Source organism: Streptomyces aurantiaciflavus (assembly GCF_049808595.1).
GTDB lineage: Bacteria > Actinomycetota > Actinomycetes > Streptomycetales > Streptomycetaceae > Streptomyces.
In genome coordinates this window covers 54,919-76,534 of sequence record NZ_JBNCAQ010000045.1, presented here as the reverse complement: position 1 = coordinate 76,534, position 21,616 = coordinate 54,919, and the positions used below count along the sequence as shown (strand labels likewise).

Genomic DNA, 21,616 nt, shown 5'->3' with positions numbered 1-21,616 from the left:
CGGTCGGGTGCGGGTGGTGGGTGGTCGCCCGCGCAGTTCCCCGCGCCCCGTGGGTCGCCCTCGCGTGTGTCAGGAAACGCCCGGGTGCAGGGGGCGCAGCCCCCGCGCCCCTCGGGTCGGTTGTCCTCACGTGTGTCACGAAACGCCCCTGGGGGGCAGGGGGCGCAGCCCCTGCCCCCCAGGGGCGCGGGGAACTGCGCGACCAGCCACGATGCACCCGCACCCGGCCGACCACACAGTCCCCCCACGGCGACTAGCCGCGCAGAACCGCCCCCGTCCGCTCGCCCGCCAGGGCGACCGCGGCATCCCGGGCAGCCGAGGCCTCATCGACCGTCAGCGTCCGGTCACCCGCGCGGAAGCGCAACGCGTACGCCAGCGACTTCTTCCCCTCGCCCAGCTGCGCGGCACTCTCGTACACGTCGAACAGCCGGATCCCCTCCAGCAGTTCGCCCGCGCCCTCACGCAGCGCGGCCTCGACCTCTGCGTGCGGGACGAACGCGTCGACGACGAGGGCGACGTCCTGCGTGGCGACGGGGAACGTGGAGATGCTCGGCGCCTGCGGCGTGCCGTCCCCGACCTGCTCCAGGACGTCCAGGTCCAGCTCCATCGCGGACGTCCGCGCGGGCAGTCCCAGAGCCTTCAGGACGCGCGGGTGCAGCTCGCCCGCGTGGCCGACGACCCGCTCGGCGCCGTCGACGACGACCACCAGCTCGGCGCAGCGGCCGGGGTGCCAGGGCCCGTACTGCCCGTTGCGCACGACGAGCTCGGCGCCCGCCTCACGGGCGACCGTCCGCGCCGCCTCGACGGCGTCGGCCCAGTCGGCCGGACGGCCCTTGCCCCACCAGCCGGCCTGCTCGCGGGCGCCCGCGAGGACGACGGCGACATGGCGCGGCTGCTCGGGCAGCGCGGCGTCGAGCGAGGCGAGTTCCTCGTCGGTCGGCCGGCGGTCGACCGGAGGATGAACGGCGACGCGCTGTTCCTCGCGCGGGAGGAAGACCAGGCCGGTCTCGAACAGCGCGAGGTCATGGCTGCCCCGCCCGTCGTTGCGCCGCAGCGCACCCAGCAGACCCGGCAACAGTGACGTACGGAGCGCGGGCTCCTCGTCGTTGAGCGGGTTGGTCAGCTTGACGACACGGCGGGCCGGGTCGTCGGCCGCCAGGCCGAGCTGGTCGAAGACCTGCTCGCTGACGAACGGGTAGTTCGGCGCCTCGACGTACCCGGCACCGGCCAGCGCCCGGCCGACGCGGCGGTGCAGCCGCTGACGCTGGGTGAGACCGCGGCCCGACGGGGGCTTGGGCAGCGTGGAGGGCAGGTTCTCGTAGCCTTCCAGCCGGATGACCTCCTCGGCGAGGTCGTTGGCCTCCGCGAGGTCGGGCCGCCAGGACGGCACGGTGACGATCAGCTCGTCCTGCCCGTACACGTCGCAGCCGATCTCCTGGAGTCGGCGTACGACGGTCTCGCGGCCGTAGGTGACACCCGCGACCCTGTCCGGGTGGTCGGCCGGGACGGTGATGGTGTGGGGCGCCGACGGCGCGATGACCTCGGTGACCCCGGCCTCGGCGGTACCGCCCGCGAGCAGCACCAGCAGGTCCACCGTGCGCTGCGCGGCGGCCGCCGCGGCCTGCGGGTCGACGCCGCGCTCGAAGCGGCGGGACGCCTCGGAGGACAGCTTGTGCCGACGGGCCGTACGGGCGATGGAGACCGCGTTGAAGTGGGCGGCCTCGATCACCACGTCGGTCGTGGCGTTCTCGACGTCCTCGTGGTCGGCGATCTCGGTGTTGGCGCCGCCCATGACACCGGCGATACCGATCGGACCGCGGTCGTCGGTGATCACCAGGTCCTCGGCGTGCAGCTTCCGCTCGACACCGTCGAGGGTGACGATCTTCTCGCCCTCGGCGGCCCGGCGTACCCCGATGGTGCCCTGGACCAGCTTGCGGTCGTAGGCGTGCAGGGGCTGGCCGAGCTCCATCATCACGTAGTTGGTGACGTCGACGGCGAGCGAGATCGGGCGCATGCCGACCTTCTGCAGCCGGCGCTGCAGCCAGATCGGGGAGCGCGCCTCGGGGCTCAGACCGGTGACGGTGCGGGCGGTGAAGCGGTCGCAGCCGACCGGGTCGGTGACCTTGACCGGGTAGCCGAAGGCGTTCGGGCCGGGCACGTCGAGCAGGGCCGGGTCGCGCAGCGGCAGGCCGTAGGCGATGGCGGTCTCGCGGGCGACGCCGCGGATGGAGAGGCAGTCGCCGCGGTTGGCGGTGACGGCGATGTCCAGGACCTCGTCGACCAGCTCGAGCAGTTCGACGGCGTCCTTGCCGACCTCGGTCTCCGGCGGCAGCACGATGATGCCGTGGGTGCCGTCGTCGCCCATGCCCAGCTCGCCGCTGGAGCAGATCATGCCGTGGGACGTCTTGCCGTACGTCTTGCGCGCGGAGATCGAGAAGCCGCCCGGCAGCGTGGCGCCGGGGAGGACGACCACGACCTTGTCGCCGACGGAGAAGTTCCGGGCGCCGCAGACGATCTCCTGGGGCTCACCGGTGCCGTTGGCCTGGCCGACGTCGACGGTGCAGAAGCGGATCGGCTTCTTGAAGCCCTCCAGCTCCTCGATGGTGAGCACCTGGCCGACGACGAGCGGCCCCTTGAGGTCGGCGCCGAGGTGCTCGACGGTCTCGACCTCCAGACCGGCCGAAATGAGCTTGGCCTGGACGTCACGGCCGGTCTCGGTGGCCGGCAGGTCGACGTACTCCCGCAGCCAGGAAAGCGGGACCCGCATCAGATCTCCATCCCGAACGGCCGGGTGAACCGGACGTCACCCTCGACCATGTCTCGCATGTCTTCGACGTTGTGGCGGAACATCAGCAGCCGTTCGATACCGAACCCGAAGGCGAAGCCGCTGTACTTCTCCGGGTCGACACCGCAGGCGGTCAGCACCTTGGGGTTGACCATTCCGCAGCCGCCGAGCTCGATCCAGCCCTCGGAGGAGCAGGTGCGGCAGGGGCGGTCGGGGTTGCCGACGGACTCGCCGCGGCAGACGTAGCACACCATGTCCATCTCGGCGGACGGCTCGGTGAACGGGAAGAAGTTCGGCCGCAGCCGGGTCTTGATGCCCTCGCCGAACAGCGACTGGACCATGTGGTCCATGGTGCCCTTGAGGTCGGCCATGGTCAGGCCCTCGTCCACGGCGAGCAGCTCGACCTGGCGGAAGACCGGGGTGTGGGTGGCGTCCAGCTCGTCGGTGCGGTAGACGACGCCGGGGCAGATCACGTACACCGGCAGCTCGCGGTCGAGCATCGAGCGGATCTGCACGGGCGAGGTGTGGGTGCGCAGGACGACACCGGAGTCGGCGCCGCCGTCGGGGCCCTCCACGAAGAAGGTGTCGGCCTCGCCGCGGGCCGGGTGGTCCGGGCCGATGTTGAGGGCGTCGAAGTTGAACCACTCGGCCTCGACCTGCGGGCCCTCGGCGACCTCGTAGCCCATGGCCACGAAGATGTCCTCGATGCGCTCCGAGAGCGTGGTGAGCGGGTGGCGGGCACCGGCCGGCACGCGGTCGTACGGCAGCGTGACGTCCACCGCCTCCTCGACCAGCACCCGCTGGTCGCGCTCGGCCTCGAGCTCGGCCTGGCGGGCGGCGAGGCCCTTGTTCACGGCGCCGCGGGCCTGGCCGACCAGCTTGCCCGCAGCGGCCTTGGCGTGCGGGGGCAGTGCGCCGATCTCGCGGTTCGCGAGGGCCAGCGGGGAGGTGCCGCCGGTGTGGGCGACCTTGGCCTCCTGGAGCGCGTCGAGGGAGTCCGCGGCGGCGAAGGCGGCGAGCGCCTCGTCCCGCATGCGCTCGATCTCTTCCGGTTTCAACGCCTCGACCTCTACAGGGTCGTACGACTTATTGGGTGCCGACATCTCTTCCCGTGCTTCCGATTGGCTGGTCGAAGGTCCCCGTCACTGATCCGTTGGCGGATCGTCGCCGACTTCGGGACACATGGGTGCCAAAGGCCGAGTCTAACGGGGTGGAGGTGTGCGAATGCGCCCGCGGATGCTCGGCCGGCTCTCAGGTGAGATACGCCGGGGCCCCCACGGGCAACGTAAATCGGAACTCCGCGCCGCCGCCGGGGGCGCGGCCGACCGTGATGACGCCGCCGTGGGCCTCGACGATGCCCTTGACGATGTACAGCCCGAGGCCCGTCCCACCGCGCTTGCTACCCCGCCAGAAGCGGGTGAAGACGCGGTTCATGGACTCCTCCGGGATGCCGGCGCCCTCGTCGCTCACGGTGACCGACGTGCCGGTGTCCTCCCCTTCGCGCGGGGACTCGGCGGGCGTGACGTCAATCGTGACGGTTCCCTCGCCGTGCCGCACGGCATTTTCGAGGAGGTTGCTGAGCACCTGGTCGACCTTGTCGGGGTCGGCCCACAGCGCGGGCAACGGCTGTTCGATGCGCAGCAGGAACCGGTCGGCGGGCTGTCCGGCGGCGACGTAGGCCTGGATGTGCCGGCCGACGGCGGCGCCTATGTCGACGGGCTGGCGCCGCACCTCCAGCCGCCCTGAGTCGATCCGGGAGATGTCGAGCAGCTCGGCGATGAGGCGGGTGACGCGGTCGGCGTCCGCGTCGACCGTCTCCAGCATCAGCCGTTTCTGGTCGTCGGTGAAGCGCGACCACTTGGCGAGGAGGGTGGCGGTGAAACCCTTGACGGAGGTGAGGGGGGAACGCAGCTCGTGGGCGACGGTGGCGATCAGCTCGGCGTGGCTGCGCTCGGTGCGGCGGCGGGCCTCGGTGTCGCGGAGCGAGACGACGACTCGGCGCACGGGTCCGGTGGGCTCGCTGCGGACGTACCGCGCGGAGACGAGCACCTCGCGCCCGCCGGGCAGGAGCAGGTTCCGCTCGGGCTGCCGTACCCGGATGGCGAGCCCGCCGTAGGGGTCGGTCAGCTGCCACCAGCGGCGGCCCTCCAGGTCCTCTAATGGCAGGGCCTTGTCGAGCCGCTGCCCGAGGGCCTCGGAGGCGGGGCGGGCGGTGATGCGCTCGGCGGCGGCGTTGAAGCAGACGACGTGGCCGTGTTCGTCGGCGACGACGAGCCCGTCGGGCAGATCGTCGGGGTCGATGCCAAGTCCGGCGGGATCACCGGCAGGCCGGGGCGTGGAGTCGTGCGGCACGGCCCGTGCTTCCCGTGTACTGCTCATGCCGACGCTCATTCCCCGTACCCCACCTCTCAGACGACTGAGGGGCCCCCGAGCTGGTCACCCTACTAGCTCTCGGTGACGGAGCGGCACCCTCCGGAGGCGCGCTGTGCACGGGCCGATGCGTAGAGACATACGGCCGCGGCGGTGGCGAGGTTCAGGCTCTCGGCCTTCCCGTGGATCGGGACGCGGACGACGGCGTCGGCGAGCGCCCGGGTCTCCTCCGGGAGCCCCCAGGCCTCGTTCCCGAACACCCACGCCGTGGGCCCGCCCATGGTGCCCTTGTCCAGCTCCTGGTCGAGGTCGTGCTCCCCCGCCCCGTCGGCGGCGAGGATCCGCACACCGGCGTCCTTGAGCCCGGCCACGGCCTGCTCCACGGGGACGCCGACGGCGACGGGCAGATGGAAGAGCGAGCCGACCGAGGCGCGTACGGCCTTGGGGTTGTACAGGTCGACGGAGGCGTCGGTGAGGACGACCGCTTCGGCCCCGGCGGCGTCGGCGCACCGCAGGACGGTCCCGGCGTTGCCGGGGTCGCGGACATGGGCGAGGACGGCGACCAGCTTCGGGCGGGCGGCGAGGATGTCGTCGAAGGGGGTGTCCAGGAACCGGCAGATCCCGACGAGGCCCTGCGGGGTGACGGTGGTGGAGATGTCCTCGATCACCTGCTCGGCGGCGAGGTGGATCCGGGCGCCGGCGTCGCGGGCCTCTCCGACGATGTCGGCGTAGCGCTCCGCTGCCTCGACGGTCACGAACAGCTCCACGAGCGTGGACGCGCCGTAGGCGGCCGCCTCTCGCACGGCCTGCGGCCCCTCCGCGAGGAACAGCCGCTCCTTCCCCCGGAAGTTCCGCTTCGCGAGCCGCCGGGCGGCGGAGACGCGGGGAGAGCGGGGGGAGATGAGGTCGGGGGTGGCGGGGGGCATGGGAGTCACCTTCGGTGGGATGGCGGGGGGCGCGGGTACGGGCGGGCTACGGCTTTTCTCGCCCCCGCCGCCCCTGCCCTTCCCGTCCCCGCTGTCGGCCTGAACCGGCCTCGTCCTCGAACTCCCCCCGGAGGGGGCACCCCCGGACGGGCTGACACGGGCACCCGTCATCCGGCCGAGACGGGTGTGGGTGGGCGCGGGGTCCAGGGGGCGGAGCCCCTGGGACGGGGGCCCGGACGCACTCGGACCCGCAGGCGGCGTGCAGCCTGCGGGTCCGGGTCACGTCACGTCCGGCTTCAAGGCCGGCGCAGCGTCACGCCGCCTTCGGCGCGTTCACGTCCGACGGCAGCGCCTTCTGCGCGACCTCGACGAGCGCGGCGAACGCACCCGCGTCGTTGACGGCCAGCTCGGCCAGGATCTTGCGGTCGACCTCGACGTTCGCGGCCTTCAGACCCTGGATGAAGCGGTTGTAGGTCATGCCGTTCGCGCGGGCAGCGGCGTTGATGCGCTGGATCCACAGCTGACGGAAGTCGCCCTTGCGCTTCTTGCGGTCGTTGTAGTTGTAGACCAGCGAGTGGGTGACCTGCTCCTTGGCCTTGCGGTACAGGCGCGAACGCTGACCGCGGTAGCCGGAGGCCTGCTCGAGGATCGCCCGGCGCTTCTTGTGGGCGTTGACTGCCCGCTTGACGCGTGCCACTTGTTAACTCCTTGTAGCGGGGCCGTGGTTGTCCTCACACGGCCCGGTATCGATTGGGTCCCGGTCCTGACGTACGGCGCGAGGGGATCGGACGATCACGCGCCGGGGCGTCACTTGCCGAGAAGCTTCTTGATCTTCTTGGCGTCGCCCGGGGCCATCTCGGCGTTGCCGGTGAGGCGACGCGTCAGACGGGACGACTTGTGCTCGAGCAGGTGGCGCTTGCCGGCGCGCTCACGGAGCACCTTGCCGGAGCCGGTGACCTTGAAGCGCTTGCTGGCACCGCTGTGCGACTTGTTCTTCGGCATAGCGCCGTTCTCTCCTCGTCGGTGGCGCTCCGGTGCCCGGTCACGAAAACCGGGCACAGGTGGAGCGTCGCTCTTGTTTCGGTTACGTCCAGGGGACTGGCGTCCCGCGGATCACGCCTCGGCAGGCTCCTCGGCCGGCGTCTCGGCGTCCGCAGGGTTCTGCGAGCGGCCGGGGTTGGCCTTCGCTTCGGCCTTGCGGGCCTCCTGCGCCTGACGGGCCTCGGCCATCGCCTCGGTCTTCTTCTTGTGCGGACCGAGGACCATGATCATGTTGCGGCCGTCCTGCTTCGGGTTCGACTCGACGAACCCGAGCTCCTGGACGTCCTCCGCGAGACGCTGCAGCAGTCGGTAGCCCAGCTCGGGACGGGACTGCTCACGACCGCGGAACATGATCGTGATCTTGACCTTGTCGCCCTGCTTGAGGAACCGGACGACGTGACCCTTCTTGGTGTCATAGTCGTGCGGGTCGATCTTCGGCCGGAGCTTCATCTCCTTGATGACCGTGTGCGCCTGGTTCTTGCGCGCCTCACGGGCCTTCATGGCCGACTCGTACTTGAACTTCCCGTAGTCCATGAGCTTGCAGACCGGCGGGCGGGCGTTCGCCGCGACCTCGACCAGGTCCAGGTCGTACTCCTGGGCAAGCTCCAGTGCCTTCGCGAGCGGCACGATGCCGACCTGCTCGCCACTGGGACCGACAAGTCGCACCTCGGGAACGCGAATCCGGTCGTTGATGCGGGGCTCGGCGCTGATGGATCCTCCTCGGTAGCACCACGCGGCGGTCTGGCGGACGGCCGCGTAACGTCTGTGTTCGTTAGGCCTTAACCACGCCGAAGCACAAAAAATGCCCCGAACGATCACAGGCGGGGCTCCAAGCACTACCGGAGCACCTTCGCGGGATCGCGGGGCGCACTACCGGGCGACTCCATCGTCCGTACGGAACGATGGTGGCCGCCTGACCGGGGTGACCCGCCGCCCGTGAGGGTGGCCGGGTGGGAGTTCGGAGCCTCCACTTGTGGGCCGGGCCCGCCTGCTGAGGGGCACGCGTGTCCGACCGGTCGTTGTACAAGATTAGCAGGTGGCGTCAGGAAGGGCGAATTGAGGCCGACCGGGGCCGTGCGCGTCACCGTGGCGTGCTGCGCCTATCGTGTGGGACATGAGTGAGACCTCCCCCTCGGACACCCCCGAGACCCCCGGCGCCGCCGACTTCGACGAGATGACCCGCGACATCGCCGAGGTCCCCGCGGTCGAGGTGATCGTGACGGTCGCCGTCAATCTGATGAGCGCCGCCGCCGTGAAGCTCGGTCTGACCGAGGAGGGCGACAAGTACAAGGACCTGGACGAGGCCCGCAAGCTGGTCACCGCCCTCGCCGGTCTGCTGGACGCGAGCGCGACCGAGATCAGCTCCTTCCACGCGGCGCCGCTGCGCGACGGCCTGAAGTCGCTCCAGCTGGCCTTCCGCGAGGCGTCGATCGTCCCGGACGAGCCGGGCCAGGGCCCGGGCGAGAAGTACACGGGCCCGGTCTACGGCTAGAGGGGCTGTTGCGCCTCGCCCCCACGTACGTACAGGGGCTCGCCCGGAGGTGTCGTGCCGGCCGGCAGCAGGGCCAGGTCGAGGCCGCGCACCAGGCGGGCCCTCAGCGTGTCGTCGGCGGCGAGGCGCCGGGCGACGGCCTGGGCGGCCTCGGCGGGGGCGGCGGCCGGGTCCAGGACGAGGGCGAGGGTGCCGTCGGCCTGCCCGGGCCCGAGGTGGGCGCGCAGGACGGCGGGCTCGGCGGCCACCGCGCCCCGTACCGCCTCCACCACGGCCGGGTCGGCCAGCGGGTCGGTGGTGGTGCGGCCCTCGGCGAGCGCGAGCAGCGAGGGTCCGGTCAGTTCGAAGGCGACCGGTCCGGCCAGGTCGAGGACGACCGTGTCCGCCTTCTCGTGCGCGGCGGCCTGCAGCGCCTGGTGCAGCGGTACGGCGACGGGGCGGGCCTGCGGGTCCCAGCGGGCGAGGGACTCGGTGGAGGTGAAGGCGGGCAGGGCCGTGCGGGCCCCCGCCTTCAGAGTGGGGACGGCCATGTCGCTGGTCTTCTCGCGGCGCAGCCCGCCCTCCCGTCTCCCACCACCACCCTTCCAAGGAGCTTCGCGCTCCTCCTGACTGTCCTCCTCGACCTCACCGAGGACGGCCACCACGGGAACGAGCAGCCGGGCGCCCTTAAGGGCCTCGAGCACGGGTCCCACGGCGGTGCGGTCCTGCGCCCAGGCGGCGAGCGCGGCGCTCAGCCGGGGGTCGGCGGAGCCGTCGTCGTCGGAGAAGCCGGGGTCGGGAATGTTCTTGTTCGCCACGGTGACCGACCCTATCGGGGGAATCCCGCTGGGCTTGGGCGGGGCCCGGATGGCCCGGGACACCGCGGTGACGGCGTTCACAGGTTTCTCAGACATCCCTGACGCACATCTCACGTGCGTCCAACGGAGCGCACAGGCACCGCCCCCAGCATCACGGGCATGGAGTCCCCTGGAGCACGTCGCAGCCGCCGCGCTCGTCCCTCTCGGCGCCGTTCCCTCGTCCACTGCGTGCTCGCCACCGTCGCCGTCCTGGGAGCCACGGCCGCGGCCGGCACGGTGTACGTGAAGGGGCAGGCGCACTCGGGCCGGGGCGCCGTATCGTCGTCGGCGACGCCGTCGGCCCCGGCGTCGGTGTCGGCCGGTGGGGAGGCGTCGATGGAGCCCGTGGTCGAAGCGGTGCCGGAGCCCGAGGTGGACCATGACGCGCTGCTGGCGAAGGCGATGGCCTCGGTGACGGCGCCGGGCGACGCGAAGGTGTCCGTGGCCGTGCTGGACGTCGGCTCCGGGGCGAGCGCCACATACGGCTCCGGCTCCTTCGACACGGCGAGCATCGTCAAGGTGGACATCCTGGCGGCGCTGCTGCTGCGGGCGCAGGACGCGGGGCGGCAGCTGACCGCGCAGGAGAAGGCGTACGCCACCGCGATGATCGAGAACAGCGACAACGACTCGGCGACGGCGCTGTGGAACGCGATCGGGCGGGCCGGCGGGCTCGACGCGGCGAACGAGCGGTTCGGGCTGACGGGCACCGAGGGCGGGGACGGCGCGTTGTGGGGCCTCACCCAGACCACGGCCGCCGACCAGCTGACCCTGCTCCAGCAGGTCTTCGGGGAGGACTCGGAGCTGAGCGAGGCCTCGCGGGCGTATCTCCAGGGGCTGATGGGCCGGATCGCCGTCGGCCAGCAGTGGGGGGTCTCGGCCGTGGCCGACGGTTCCTCGTGGGCGTTGAAGAACGGGTGGCTGCCGCGCAGCACGACCGGGCTGTGGGACGTCAACAGCATCGGGCGGGTGACCGTCGACGGGCAGGACTACCTGGTGGCCGTGCTGTCGAACGGCAACGCGAGCCAGGCGCAGGGAATCACGCTGGTGGAGGCGGCGGCGCAGGCGGCGGTGTCGGCCTTCACGGCGGGCTGAGCGACAGCGGAACGCCGGTACGGTTCTGAACGCCGGCGCGTCCTGGCCCGTCGGCGGTCCTAGTGCCGCGACAGGCAACGTTCGCCCCGTCGCGACGCCCGGCACGCCCTCTCGCCGCACCGGCCGAAAGCCCAAGTACATCCAGTACGAGGGCTTCCGGCCGGCACACCGAGAGCACGCTCCCCCACCCTCGAACCGGCTTCGCACGGCTCGGGCGGGAGGTACCCCCACGACGCCGCTCCTCACCGGGCAAACGTTGCCTGCCGCGGCACTAGAAGGCGTCGTACGGCTCCTGCTCGCGGCGGCGGCCGCGCCACAGGACGACCGCGGCGACCAGGAGGACTCCGCCGGTGCCGCCCGCGAGAGGGCCGGCCCAGTTCGAGGTGTCGTCGTCGGGCTTCTTCTTGTCCGGGCCGGGTCCGAAGTACTTGGCGCCGTAGGAGACGGGCCGGAGGGCCTCGGGCTTCAGGCCGGCGGCAGCCTTGATCGCGGCGGCCGGGTCGACGAAGCCGAAGCCGCGGGAGTCGTCGCGGCCGCCCACGGGCGAGTTGCGGGCGGTGTCCTCCAGGAGCTTCTTGATCTGCGCCGGGGTCAGGTCCGGGTGGGCGGCCTTGACGAGGGCGGCGGCGCCGGAGACGAAGGCGGCCGCGGCGGACGTGCCCCAGCCCTCGTAGTACTTGTGGTCCGGGTCGGCGATGACGACGCCCACGCCGGGCGCGCTGACCGTGGCGTACCAGCGTCGGGTGGAGAAGGAGGCGCGGGTGCCGTACTTGTCGACGGCGGTCGCGGCGATGACGCCCGGGTAGGCGGCCGGGTAGGAGACGTGGTCGCCCTTGTCGCCGCCGTTGCCGGCCGAGGCGACGACCACGGAGCCCTTCTTCAGGGCGTACTGGACGGCCTCGTCCTCGGCGGGTTCGGGGTGGGCGGAGGCGGAGTCGTCGCCGAGCGAGAGGTTGATGACGTCGGCGCCCTGGTCGGCGGCCCAGCGGATGCCTTCGGCGAGGGCGTTGCCGCGGGTGTTGCGGGCCTTGGTGCGGGCCGGGTCGCCGTCCTCGAGGATGACGCGGACGGGGAGGATCTTCGCCTCGGGGGCGATGCCCATGACGCCGTCGGCGTCGCCGTAGCCGTGTCCGTGGCCTGCGATGATGCCGGCCATCGCGGTGCCGTGGCGGGCCCAGGCACGGTCGCCGGGCTCGGCGCCGAAGCCGACCAGGTCCTTGCCGGGCAGGACGTTGCCGTCGAGGTCGGGGTGGTCGGCCTCGACGCCGGTGTCGAGGACGGCGACGGTGACGCCCGCCCCCTTGGTGGTCCGCCACACCTCGTCGGTGTGCAGGGCCTCCAGGGCCCACTGCTGTCCGCGTATGCCGTCGGCGTGCGCGGGGGCGGCCGGCAGGAGGGCGAGGGAGGCGGCGAGGAGGCAGCACAGGAGGCCGGCCCGGTGGGTCGTCGTACGGCTGCTGCTCATGAGGGGGGCTCCGAGGGCGAGACGGCGGTCTTGCGCAGAGCACGCTCGACGCGGTCGGCGAGGCCCTTGGCCTCGTTGCCCAGGCCGGCCTGGGCGAGGGCCGTGGTGGCGCCGGCCGCGGTGGCCTGGGCGGCGGGCTCCGGGGTGGCGACGGTGCGGCCGTCGGCCCAGCCGGAGACGGCGTAGACGACGACGGGCGCGTCGGTGAGGACGGAGATCGTCCACGAGGCGCGCTGCTTGTCGCCGAAGGCGGCGGCCACAGTGTCCTTCGCGGCGTACGGGCGTGGCAGCAGGTCGGTGCGGCGGGCCAGGCCCTCCTTCTCGAACCGGGTGTCGAGCGCACGCATGGCGGCCGCGTCCGCCTTGGTGAACAGCAGTCCCACGGTGGTGACGTAGCTCTGGGTGGCGTCGGTGTAGGTGGCGCGCAGCAGGCGGGTGCAGCCGACCGGGGAGAGCGCCTTGAGCAGCAGCGGGTCGAAGGCGCCCGCGCAGCCGCTGTCCGGGGCGACGGCGATCCGCGTCCAGGTACGGTCGGCGCCGCCGGGTCCGGCGCCCTGTCCGTCCACGGTGGGCGGGAACAACTGGTCGACGGGCACGTTGTGCCACAGGCCTCCGGCGGTGGCGTAAGTCCCCTTCTCCCCCGCCTCCGCGGCGTCCCCGGCGAGCCAACTGCCCGTCACGGCACCGCCGATGAGGCCCAGCCCGAGCACGACACAGGCGCCGGCCGCGACGGCCTGCCCCCGCAGCCGACTCGTGCGCGGCGCCTCCCCGAACCCCTCGGGCTGCGCGAACGTCACGATGGGCCGCGTGGCACCGGGCGTACCGCCCGGGGCCATGGGGGCGCTCCAGGAGAGGGCCGGATCGGGGGTGACGTTCTTCGCGCCCGGTTCGTCGTGCGGGTGGGGCGGAGCCTCCATGGGGTCCGCGGGGCGCGGGATCCGGGCGCTCGCGGGGGCGCTGCGGTCGTCGAAGTCGGGGTGGCGTACCGGTGTGGCCGGCGTCCAGGCGGGCCGGGCGTCCGGGTCCGCGGGCGGCTCACCGTGCTCGGGGCCGCGCCCGGGCACGCTGGTGGACAGGGCGTCCCGGTGGGGATGGGCGGGGGCGGGGGCCCAGGCCCGCGGCAGGGGCGTCCAGACAGCGCCCGGGGCCGGCGGTTGCGCCGCGTCGGACGCCAGAGCCCGGCCCTCACCCTCGTCGACCGTCCGGGCGGCACCCCCCGTACTCGCGGAGCGAGCACGGTCCGCGTCTGCGTGACGGGTGTTCTCCAGACGCGCGGGGCGGGCGGTGGCCGAACGGGCGGAACGGTCACCGTCCGAAGCGAAGGAACGCGTCCCGTCCGAAGCGGCGGAAGGATTACCGTCCGCCCCGACGGCACGAGGCCCGTCCGCACCGACGGACCTGCCGTCTTCCGGCCCGCCGGGACGGGAGCCGTCGAGACGCGCGGGACGCGGAACTCTGGAACCGGCAGAGCGAGTTGCGTCCGCGCCGACGGAACCGCCGCCATCCGAGCCGGCGGGACGAGAACCGTCCAGACGTGCAGGACGAGGCACGCCCGAACCGGCAGAACGGGGACCGTCCGAACCGACTGAACCGCCGCCATCCGAGCCGGCGGGACGAGAACCGTCCAGACGTGCAGGACGAGGCACGCCCGATCCAGCAGCACGGGGACCGTCCGAACCGACTGAACCGCCGCCATCCGAGCCGGCGGGACGAGAATCGTCCAGACGTGCAGGACGAGGCACGCCCGAACCGGCAGAACGGGGACCGTCCGAACCGACTGAACCGCCGCCTTCCGAGCCGGCGGGGCGGGGACCGTCCAGACGTGCGGGGCGCGGGGTGCCGGAGCCTGCGGGACGAACAGACGCCGAAGGTGCGGAGGAGGCACCGTTCGAGCCGGCGGGGCGGGTGCTGTCCAGGCGTGCGGGGCGGGTGGTCCCCGGGCGGGCCGGGTGGGCGCCGCCCGAAGCGGCGGGCCGGCCGTCCGAAGTCGTGGGACGGCCACCGTCCGAACCGGCCGGACGGGCGTTCTCCGGACGGGAGGCGCCGGGGCCCGCGGTGCGGGTGCCGTTCGAGGCGGTGGGAGAGGTGCTGTCCGCGTGGGCGGGACGAGTGCCGTCGGAGGCGGCGGAACGGGTGCCGTTCGGACCGGCCGCGCGGGTGCCGCCCGGCGTGGTGCTGCCCGTGGACAGGCCTTCGGGTGTCCGCGGGGAGGGGCCGGGGTGGGAGCGGCCCGGGGGTGGGGTGTCCGGGAAGCGGGCCGACGCGGGGGGCGGGGGCGGAGTCATGGAGTCCGGGTACTGGGAGGACCGCAGGTGGGGGAAGCGGGGGCCGGTGGGCGCCGGCTGTCCGGGCGGCGCCGCGCTCGCGGTGGGTGCGTCCGGGCGGGTTCGTGGCGAGCCGTCCCCGGCGGGAGGCCTCGACGCGTCGTTCGCCCCGGCGGCCGTCTCGTCCCCGCCGTTCGTGGGCTGGGGGGCCGCCCCGGCCCTCGGTGGCTGCACCGGCCGCGGCGGGGCGGTCGGGCGGGGCGGCGTGCCGGAGGCGGGCGGGGTCGTCGGACGCGGCGGCGTGCCGGAGGCCGGCGGGGTCGCCGGGCGTGGGGGTGTGCCCTGGACCGGCGGCGTGGCCGGGCGTGGGGGGATCGAGGCGCGGCGTGCTTCCGTGCTCATGCACCCCCCCGTTTCCTCGTGCCCGGGCCGTCGTTCTCCTGCGCGGGCCCTCGTTGCTTCGTGCCCGGGCGGCCCCGTGCGGACGTACGGGTCCGTTCTGGGCACGCATACCCGCACGGGCGGACCGGCATCCCGGCGCGGCTGTCCGGCCGGAGCCGTTCGTCCGTGCGTGCGCGTCACTCTACGGCTTGTTCCTGGGCGAACGGGAACCAGTCCCACGTCCCCGGGGCATCTGCCCGGAACGTCCCCCTACCCTGCGGTAATCCAGTCTGGCAGGCTGCGTTCATGACTGCGCGCGCCGCCGACCGGGCCCGATACGACCGGGCCACCGCCCATCTCGACGCTCCCCTCGCGATCGTGGACCTGGACGCCTTCGACGCCAACGCCGACGACCTGGTCCGCCGGGCGGGCGGGAAACCGGTCCGGGTCGCCAGCAAGTCCGTCCGCTGCCGGGCGCTGCTGGAACGCGTCCTGGCGAAGGACGGCTTCGCGGGCATCATGTCCTTCACCCTGGCCGAGTCACTGTGGCTGGCGCGCTCCGGGTTCGACGACATCCTGCTCGCCTACCCCTCGGCGGACCGGGCCGGCTTCGCCGAACTGGCCGGCGACCCCAAGCTCGCCGCCGCCGTCACCGTCATGGTCGACGACGTCGCCCAGCTCGACCTGATCGACGCCGCCCGTGCCGGCGGACGCGAAGTCGTCCGTGTCTGCCTGGAGTTGGACACCGCGCTGAAGCTGCTCGGCGGCCGCGTCCGGGTCGGCGCTCTCCGCTCCCCGCTGCACTCCCCCGCCCAAGTCGCCGACCTGGCACGGGCGGTGGCCCGGCGGCCCGGCTTCCGGCTGGTGGGGATCATGGCGTACGAGGGGCACATCGCCGGTGTGGGCGACGCCGTCGCCGGGCGGTGGCTGCGCTCGCGTGCGATCCGGCTGATGCAGGCCACCGCCCGCCGTGAACTCGCCGAGCGGCGCGCCGCGGTGGTGCGCGCGGTGCGGGCCGTGGTGCCGGACCTGGAGTACGTCAACGGCGGCGGCACCGGCAGTGTGCAGCACACGGCCGCCGAGGACGCGGTCACGGAGATCGCGGCGGGCTCGGGGCTGTACGTGCCGCGCCTGTTCGACAACTACACGTCCTTCAGCGGCCGTCCGGCCGCCCTCTTCGCCCAGCCCGTCGTACGGCGGCCGGGGGTGGGCGTCGTCACCGTGCTCGGCGGCGGGTACCCCGCCTCCGGTGCGGCCGGACCGGACCGGCTGCCGGTGCCGTACCTGCCGGAGGGGCTGCGCTACGACCCTCAGGAGGGCCCCGGCGAGGTGCAGACGCCGCTGCTCGGCTCCCCCGCCGACGATCTGCTGATCGGCGACAAGGTGTGGTTCCGGCACGCGAAGGCCGGTGAGCTGTGCGAGCGGTTCGACGTGCTGCAGCTGATCGAGGGGGACACGGTGACGGCGGCGGTGCCGACGTACCGGGGCGAGGGCCACACGTTCCTGTGAGAGGTGCCGGCGCCACCGGCGCGGCCCGAAGCCTCGGACGCCGGCGGCGCCGAACCCTCCGGGTCGCGCCCGTGTGCGTACCGGTCGGCCTGTCTCCTACAGGGGCGTGACGTACGCGCCCGAGATGCCGCCGTCCACGAGGAAGTCGGTGGCGTTGACGAAGGACGAGTCGTCACTGGCGAGGAAGGCGACCGCGGCGGCGATCTCCTCGGCCTCGGCGAACCGGCCGAGCGGGATGTGGACGAGGCGCCGGGCCGCCCGCTCCGGGTCCTTGGCGAACAGCTCCTGCAGCAGCGGGGTGTTGACCGGGCCCGGGCACAGGGCGTTGACGCGGATGCCCTCCCGGGCGAACTGGACGCCCAGTTCACGGGACATGGCCAGCACACCGCCCTTGGAGGCCGTGTACGAGATCTGCGAGGTCGCCGCGCCCATGCGGGCTACGAAGGACGCGGTGTTGATGATGGAGCCCTTGCCCTGGCGCCGCATGTACGGGATGGCGGCCTTGCAGCACAGGTAGACGGAGGTGAGGTTGACCTCCTGGACGCGCTTCCAGGCCTCCAGGCCGGTCTCCAGGATGGAGTCGTCGTCGGGCGGCGAGATGCCGGCGTTGTTGAAGGCGATGTCGACGCTGCCGTAGGTGTCGTGCGCGGCCTTGAACAGGGCCTCGACCTGCTCGGGGTCGGTGACGTCGACTTTGACGAAGATGCCGCCGACCTCCTCGGCGGCCGCCTTGCCGCGGGCCTCGTCGACGTCGCCGCAGACGACGTGGGCGCCCTCGGAGGCCAGGCGGCGCGCGGTGGCGAGGCCGATGCCGCTGCCGGCCCCGGTGATGACGGCGGTGCGGCCGACGAGCCGCCGGCAGACGCCGGCCGAGGTCTCTGAGGTGAGTGAGGTCTCTGAGGTCACTGTGCGGGGCCCTCCGTGCTGATGAAGACGTTCTTGGTTTCGGTGAAGGCGGTCAGGGCGTCCGGGCCCAGCTCGCGGCCGACGCCGGACTGCTTGAAGCCGCCGAACGGGGTCCAGTAGCGGACGCTGGAGTGGGAGTTGACGGACAGGTTTCCGGCGCGGACCGCCTGCGAGACGCGCAGGGCGCGGCCGACGTCCCGGGTCCAGATGGAGCCGGAGAGGCCGTACGGGGTGTCGTTGGCGAGGCGGATCGCGTCCTGTTCGTCGGTGAAGGGCAGCAGGACGGCGACGGGGCCGAAGATCTCCTCGCGGGCCGCGTCGGAGTCGGGCCGCTCTGCGGTGAGCACGGTCGGCGGGAACCAGAAGCCGGGTCCGTCGGGGGCGCTGCCGCGCAGCGCGGGGGCGTCGTCGGGGACGAACGACCGGACACGGTCCACCTGTTGCCGGGAGATCAGCGGCCCCATCCGGGTCGCCTCGTCGGCCGGGTCGCCCACCACGACGGCCGACAGTTCCCGGGCGAGGAGGTCGGCGACCTCGTCGTACACCGACTCCTGGACCAGGATGCGGGTGCGGGCGCAGCAGTCCTGGCCGGAGTTGTCGAGGAAGGAGAAGGGGTCGACGGCCGCCTTCAGGTCGGCGTCGGCGAAGACCACGTTGGGGCTCTTGCCGCCGAGTTCGAGCGTGACCGGTTTGACGTGCCGGGCGCAGCGCTCCATGATCTCGCGGCCGGTGCGGGTGGATCCGGTGAACACGATCTTCGCGACGCCCGGGTGGTCGACCAGGGCGCGGCCCGTGACGGGACCGTGTCCGGGCAGCACCTGGAAGAGGTGCTCGGGCAGGCCTGCCTCCAGGGCCAGTTCGGCCAGGCGCAGGGCGGTGAGCGGGGTCGTCTCGGCGGGCTTGAGGACGACCGCGTTGCCGGCCGCGAGGGCCGGGAAGGAGCCCCAGGCGGCGATCGGCATGGGGAAGTTCCAGGGGGCGATCACGCCGACCACGCCGAGCGGCTCGTGGAAGGTGACGTCCCAGCCGCCGGGTACCGGGATCTGCTTGCCGAGGAGCCGCTCGACGCCTCCTGCTGCGTAGAGCAGCAGGTCACGGACGTTGCCGGCTTCCCAGCGGGCGTTGCCGAGGAGGTGACCCGCCTCACGGACCTCGCACCGCGCCAGTTCCTCGAGGTGTGTGTCGACGACGTCGGCGAAGCGGCGCAGCAGCCGGGCCCGGTCGGCCGGGGCGGCGGCCGCCCAGGCGGTCTGGGCGGTGCTCGCGCGGGCGACCGCGCGGTCCACGTCGGCGGCGTCGGCGGCCGGGACGGTGGCGACGACCTCCTCGGTGGCCGGGTTGAGGACGATGAGCTCGTGCGGGTCGGACACGGGGTGACCTTTCACAGGCGTTCGAAGGAGCGGCGCAGCTCCCAGTCGGTGACCGCGGCGTCGAAGGCGTCCAGTTCGACGCGGGCCATGTTGCGGTAGTGCGCGACGACCTCGTCGCCGAAGGCGGCCCGGGCGATCGGGCTGTTCTCCCACAGCTCGGCGGCCTCGCGCAGGGTGGTCGGGACGTGCGCGTGGTCGGCGGTGTAGGCGTTGCCCGAGCAGGCCTCGGGCAGCTCCAGTTTCTGTTCGATGCCGTACAGCCCGGCGGCCACCAGTCCGGCGACCGCGAGGTGCGGGTTGACGTCGCCGCCGGGCAGCCGGTTCTCGAAGCGCAGGGAGCGGCCGTGGCCCACGACGCGCAGGGCGCAGGTGCGGTTGTCGTGGCCCCAGGCGACGGCGGTCGGGGCGAAGGAGCCCGGCTGGAACCGCTTGTAGGAGTTGATGTTCGGGGCGTAGAGGAGGGAGAAGTCGCGCAGGGCGGCCAGTTGTCCGGCGAGGAAGTGGCGCATGGTGTCGGACATGGCGTGGGGGTCGTCGGAGGCGGCCATGACGTTGGTGCCGTCGGCGTCCGCGAGCGAGAGGTGGATGTGGCAGGAGTTGCCCTCGCGCTCGTTGTACTTGGCCATGAAGGTCAGGGAGACGCCCTCCTGGGCGGCGATCTCCTTGGCGCCGGTCTTGTACAGGGCGTGCTGGTCGCAGGTGACCAGGGCCTCGTCGTAGCGGAAGGCGATCTCGTGCTGGCCGGGGTTGCACTCGCCCTTGGCGGACTCGACGGTGAGGCCGGCGCCGGCCATGTCGTTGCGCAGCCGGCGCAGCAGGGGCTCGATACGGCCGGTGCCGAGGATGGAGTAGTCGATGTTGTACTGGTTGGCCGGCGTGAGGCCCCGGTAGCCGGCGTCCCAGGCCTGCTCGTAGGTGTCCTTGAAGACGATGAACTCCAGCTCGGTGCCGACCTGGGCGGTGAGGCCGAGCTCGGCGAGGCGCTCCAGCTGGCGGCGCAGGATCTGCCGGGGCGCGGCGACCACGGGCGAGCCGTCCTCCCAGGTGAGGTCGGCGAGGAGCAGGGCCGTGCCGGGGTGCCAGGGCACGCGCCGCAGGGTGGACAGGTCGGGACGCATGGCGAAGTCGCCGTATCCCCGCTCCCAGGAGGACATCTCGTACCCGTCGACGGTGTTCATGTCGGTGTCGACGGCGAGCAGGTAGTTGCAGCCCTCGGTGCCGTGGTGGAGGACCTCGTCGAGGAAGAAGCGGGCGGCGAACCGCTTGCCCTGGAGACGCCCTTGCATGTCGGGGAAGGCGAGGACGACAGTGTCGATCTCACCGCCCGCGACGAGGGTGTGCAGTTCCTCGACGCCGAGCGGGGGTGTGCGGTCTGCCACGGGAGGGCCTCCTCAGGCTTCCTCGGTGTGCCTCGGCTTTTTCGGGTTGTGCGGGGGGTTCGTCGGGCGGCCGGGAGCCATAAGGTATTGCCGAGAACCATTGCTTGGGAAGGGGGCACGGCCAGATGTCGGTGGACGCTGACGGCGGTCCGGACGACCGGCTGACGCCGGTACTGCGGCCGGTGCGGGCGGGGAACGGCTTCGAGGAGGCGTTGGAGCAGATCCTTCAGGTCGTACGGCTGGGCCTGGTGCCGGGCGGGGAACGGCTGCCGGCCGAGCGGGACCTGGCGGAGCGGCTCGGGATCAGCCGGGTGACACTGCGCGAGGTGCTGAAGGTGCTCCAGGAGCAGGGACTGGTGGAGCCACGCCGGGGCCGGTACGGGGGAACGTTCGTGCTGCCGCGTACGGACGCGGGCGGGGAGGACGAACTGCGGCGCCGGATCGCCGAGGTCGACATCGAGGACGTGCTGCGCTTCCGGGAGGTGCTGGAGGTCGGCGCGGCGGGTCTGTGCGCGGCACACGGTCTCACGGACGAGCAGACCGTACGGCTCCGGGAGGCGCTGGCGCGCACGGAGGACGCCCCGCTGGCCGACTACCGCCGCCTGGACACCATGCTCCACCTCACCCTGGCCGAGCTGTGCGGGTCACCGTCGCTGACGGCGCAGTACGCGGCGGTCCGGGCGACGGTGAACGACCTGCTGGACTGCATCCCGCTGCTCGTGCGCAATCTGGAGCACTCGCAGCGGCAGCACGCGGCCCTGGTGGAGGCGGTGCTGGACGGGGACGCGGACGGGGCGCGGGAGATGATGCGGGAACACTGCGCGGGGACGGCGGCGCTGCTCAGGGGGTTCCTGGCGTGACGCGTGGGTGAGCCGTACGGCGTGACCGGTGATCCGTGCCGCGCCACGGGTGTCCGCGTGACACACCGGCGTGCTCCAATGGTCCGGGGCGAGTCCATTTCGATGCGGGGGGCGGGAGAGCGTATGACGGACAGGACGGGGGCGGCCGGCGCGCAGGCCAGGCCGCTGATCGGCGTCACCACGTATCTCGAGGCCGGGGCGTGCTGGGGCACCTGGGAGCTGGACGCGGCCCTGCTGCCGGCCGGCTACCCACGGCTCGTGCAGCGGGCGGGCGGCCTGGCCGCGATGCTTCCGCCGGACGCGCCCGAGCACGCGGCGGCGACCGTGGCCCGGCTGGACGGCCTGGTGATCGCGGGCGGCCCGGACGTGGACCCGGCCCGCTACGGCGCCGAGCGCGACCCCCGCACCGGGCCGCCCGCGCGTGAGCGGGACGCGTGGGAACTCGCCCTGATCGACGCGGCGCTGGCCGCCGGCATCCCCCTGCTGGGCATCTGCCGGGGCATGCAGTTGCTGAACGTCGCCCTGGGCGGCACCCTCGTCCAGCATCTCGACGGGCACGCGGAGATCGTCGGCGTCTTCGGCCACCACCCGGTCAAGCCCGTCCCGGGCACGCTGTACGCCGATCTCGTCCCGGAGGAGACGTCCGTCCCCACCTTCCACCACCAGGCGGTGGACCGCCTCGGCACCGGCCTGGTCCCGGCGGCCCACGCGGCGGACGGGACGGTGGAGGCCCTCGAACTCCCCTCGGCGTCTTGGGTGTTGGGGGTGCAGTGGCACCCGGAGATGGACGAGGACCTGCGGGTGATGCGGGCGCTGGTGCGGGCCGCGGGGCGGTGACCGAGGGGATTCGGTCCCCGCCGCCCCTGCCCTTCCCGTCCCCGGGGGCTGCCGCCCCGGACCCCCGCTTCGGCCCTGCACGGGTCTCCACGTGGAACGCCCC

General features: G+C 73.0%; 18 protein-coding genes. 5 read left to right on the top strand and 13 right to left on the bottom strand.

Annotated features, from left to right (window positions below):
* Positions 1 to 253 precede the first annotated feature (253 nt).
* From pheT to infC, 7 genes are all read right to left on the bottom strand, one after another.
* Entirely contained in the window at positions 254 to 2,767 is a 2,514-nt protein-coding gene (pheT, locus tag ACPT94_RS37235; protein ID WP_360346375.1) for a phenylalanine--tRNA ligase subunit beta, read from the bottom strand.
* Positions 2,767 to 3,888 (bottom strand): phenylalanine--tRNA ligase subunit alpha, encoded by a 1,122-nt coding sequence (gene pheS / locus ACPT94_RS37230; RefSeq protein ID WP_360346377.1) that lies wholly within the window; start codon positions 3,886 to 3,888, stop codon positions 2,767 to 2,769. The genes pheT and pheS overlap by 1 nt, the downstream gene beginning before the upstream one ends.
* Positions 3,889 to 4,036: 148 nt before the next feature.
* Positions 4,037 to 5,176, bottom strand: a complete 1,140-nt coding sequence (locus ACPT94_RS37225; RefSeq protein ID WP_360346379.1) for a sensor histidine kinase — start codon at positions 5,174 to 5,176, stop codon at positions 4,037 to 4,039.
* 53 nt (positions 5,177 to 5,229) lie between these two features.
* Complete coding sequence (locus ACPT94_RS37220) at positions 5,230 to 6,081, bottom strand: TrmH family RNA methyltransferase (RefSeq protein ID WP_360346381.1); 852 nt, start codon at positions 6,079 to 6,081, stop codon at positions 5,230 to 5,232.
* 313 nt (positions 6,082 to 6,394) lie between these two features.
* Positions 6,395 to 6,778: a 50S ribosomal protein L20 gene (rplT, locus tag ACPT94_RS37215; RefSeq protein ID WP_003989074.1), complete on the bottom strand. Its 384-nt coding sequence runs from the start codon at positions 6,776 to 6,778 to the stop codon at positions 6,395 to 6,397.
* A 110-nt stretch (positions 6,779 to 6,888) separates the two neighbouring features.
* The gene (rpmI, locus tag ACPT94_RS37210) at positions 6,889 to 7,083 is read right to left on the bottom strand and encodes a 50S ribosomal protein L35 (protein ID WP_007829094.1); all 195 of its coding nucleotides are present in this window, start codon (positions 7,081 to 7,083) and stop codon (positions 6,889 to 6,891) included.
* A 111-nt stretch (positions 7,084 to 7,194) separates the two neighbouring features.
* Positions 7,195 to 7,833: a translation initiation factor IF-3 gene (gene infC / locus ACPT94_RS37205; protein ID WP_360346484.1), complete on the bottom strand. Its 639-nt coding sequence runs from the start codon at positions 7,831 to 7,833 to the stop codon at positions 7,195 to 7,197.
* 403 nt (positions 7,834 to 8,236) lie between these two features.
* Between infC and ACPT94_RS37200 the strand changes: the two genes are divergently transcribed.
* Complete coding sequence (locus ACPT94_RS37200; protein WP_360346383.1) at positions 8,237 to 8,614, top strand: DUF1844 domain-containing protein; 378 nt, start codon at positions 8,237 to 8,239, stop codon at positions 8,612 to 8,614.
* On the opposite strand, the gene ACPT94_RS37195 is transcribed toward ACPT94_RS37200, so the two are convergent.
* Positions 8,611 to 9,411: an SseB family protein gene (locus tag ACPT94_RS37195; protein ID WP_360346486.1), complete on the bottom strand. Its 801-nt coding sequence runs from the start codon at positions 9,409 to 9,411 to the stop codon at positions 8,611 to 8,613. The genes ACPT94_RS37200 and ACPT94_RS37195 overlap by 4 nt on opposite strands.
* Before the next feature lie 159 nt (positions 9,412 to 9,570).
* On the opposite strand from ACPT94_RS37195, the gene ACPT94_RS37190 reads away from it, so the two are divergent.
* Complete coding sequence (locus ACPT94_RS37190) at positions 9,571 to 10,542, top strand: serine hydrolase (protein WP_360346385.1); 972 nt, start codon at positions 9,571 to 9,573, stop codon at positions 10,540 to 10,542.
* A gap of 271 nt (positions 10,543 to 10,813) precedes the next feature.
* On the opposite strand, the gene mycP is transcribed toward ACPT94_RS37190, so the two are convergent.
* Positions 10,814 to 12,007: a type VII secretion-associated serine protease mycosin gene (gene mycP / locus ACPT94_RS37185; protein WP_360346387.1), complete on the bottom strand. Its 1,194-nt coding sequence runs from the start codon at positions 12,005 to 12,007 to the stop codon at positions 10,814 to 10,816.
* On the bottom strand, positions 12,004 to 13,071 hold the full coding sequence (locus ACPT94_RS37180) for a hypothetical protein (protein ID WP_425247859.1): 1,068 nt from the start codon (positions 13,069 to 13,071) through the stop codon (positions 12,004 to 12,006). Before ACPT94_RS37180 ends, mycP begins: the two co-directional genes overlap by 4 nt.
* A 1,887-nt stretch (positions 13,072 to 14,958) precedes the next feature.
* Between ACPT94_RS37180 and ACPT94_RS37175 the strand changes: the two genes are divergently transcribed.
* The gene (locus ACPT94_RS37175) at positions 14,959 to 16,161 is read left to right on the top strand and encodes an amino acid deaminase/aldolase (protein ID WP_360346391.1); all 1,203 of its coding nucleotides are present in this window, start codon (positions 14,959 to 14,961) and stop codon (positions 16,159 to 16,161) included.
* A gap of 96 nt (positions 16,162 to 16,257) precedes the next feature.
* Here ACPT94_RS37175 and ACPT94_RS37170 read toward each other — a convergent pair whose 3' ends face one another.
* The 3 genes from ACPT94_RS37170 to ACPT94_RS37160 are packed head-to-tail and all read right to left on the bottom strand — an operon-like array spanning position 16,258 to position 19,816.
* Positions 16,258 to 17,067 (bottom strand): 3-oxoacyl-ACP reductase, encoded by an 810-nt coding sequence (locus ACPT94_RS37170; RefSeq protein WP_425247858.1) that lies wholly within the window; start codon positions 17,065 to 17,067, stop codon positions 16,258 to 16,260.
* Entirely contained in the window at positions 17,064 to 18,437 is a 1,374-nt protein-coding gene (locus tag ACPT94_RS37165; RefSeq protein ID WP_360346395.1) for an aldehyde dehydrogenase family protein, read from the bottom strand. The genes ACPT94_RS37170 and ACPT94_RS37165 overlap by 4 nt, the downstream gene beginning before the upstream one ends.
* A gap of 11 nt (positions 18,438 to 18,448) precedes the next feature.
* Positions 18,449 to 19,816 (bottom strand): glutamine synthetase family protein, encoded by a 1,368-nt coding sequence (locus tag ACPT94_RS37160; RefSeq protein ID WP_360346397.1) that lies wholly within the window; start codon positions 19,814 to 19,816, stop codon positions 18,449 to 18,451.
* Between the two features lie 125 nt (positions 19,817 to 19,941).
* Here ACPT94_RS37160 and ACPT94_RS37155 point away from each other — a divergent pair, with 125 nt between their 5' ends.
* Together ACPT94_RS37155 and ACPT94_RS37150 are read left to right on the top strand one after the other, a co-directional pair.
* Positions 19,942 to 20,676 carry a FadR/GntR family transcriptional regulator gene (locus tag ACPT94_RS37155; protein ID WP_360346399.1) on the top strand — a complete coding sequence of 245 codons (735 nt, stop codon included), beginning with the start codon at positions 19,942 to 19,944 and terminating at the stop codon, positions 20,674 to 20,676.
* 123 nt (positions 20,677 to 20,799) lie between these two features.
* Positions 20,800 to 21,513: a gamma-glutamyl-gamma-aminobutyrate hydrolase family protein gene (locus ACPT94_RS37150; RefSeq protein ID WP_360346401.1), complete on the top strand. Its 714-nt coding sequence runs from the start codon at positions 20,800 to 20,802 to the stop codon at positions 21,511 to 21,513.
* Positions 21,514 to 21,616 lie beyond the last annotated feature (103 nt).

Excerpts from the sequence above, each read along its gene's own strand:
- ACPT94_RS37225 (WP_360346379.1), bottom strand. The coding sequence starts at position 5,176 with ATGAGCGTCGGCATGAGCAGTACACGGGAAGCACGGGCCGTGCCGCAC.
- pheT (WP_360346375.1), bottom strand. The coding sequence starts at position 2,767 with ATGCGGGTCCCGCTTTCCTGGCTGCGGGAGTACGTCGACCTGCCGGCC.
- ACPT94_RS37155 (WP_360346399.1), top strand. The coding sequence starts at position 19,942 with ATGTCGGTGGACGCTGACGGCGGTCCGGACGACCGGCTGACGCCGGTA.
- mycP (WP_360346387.1), bottom strand. The coding sequence starts at position 12,007 with ATGAGCAGCAGCCGTACGACGACCCACCGGGCCGGCCTCCTGTGCTGC.
- ACPT94_RS37200 (WP_360346383.1), top strand. The coding sequence starts at position 8,237 with ATGAGTGAGACCTCCCCCTCGGACACCCCCGAGACCCCCGGCGCCGCC.
- ACPT94_RS37190 (WP_360346385.1), top strand. The coding sequence starts at position 9,571 with ATGGAGTCCCCTGGAGCACGTCGCAGCCGCCGCGCTCGTCCCTCTCGG.
- ACPT94_RS37220 (WP_360346381.1), bottom strand. The coding sequence starts at position 6,081 with ATGCCCCCCGCCACCCCCGACCTCATCTCCCCCCGCTCTCCCCGCGTC.
- rpmI (WP_007829094.1), bottom strand. The coding sequence starts at position 7,083 with ATGCCGAAGAACAAGTCGCACAGCGGTGCCAGCAAGCGCTTCAAGGTC.
- ACPT94_RS37175 (WP_360346391.1), top strand. The coding sequence starts at position 14,959 with ATGACTGCGCGCGCCGCCGACCGGGCCCGATACGACCGGGCCACCGCC.
- pheS (WP_360346377.1), bottom strand. The coding sequence starts at position 3,888 with ATGTCGGCACCCAATAAGTCGTACGACCCTGTAGAGGTCGAGGCGTTG.
- ACPT94_RS37150 (WP_360346401.1), top strand. The coding sequence starts at position 20,800 with ATGACGGACAGGACGGGGGCGGCCGGCGCGCAGGCCAGGCCGCTGATC.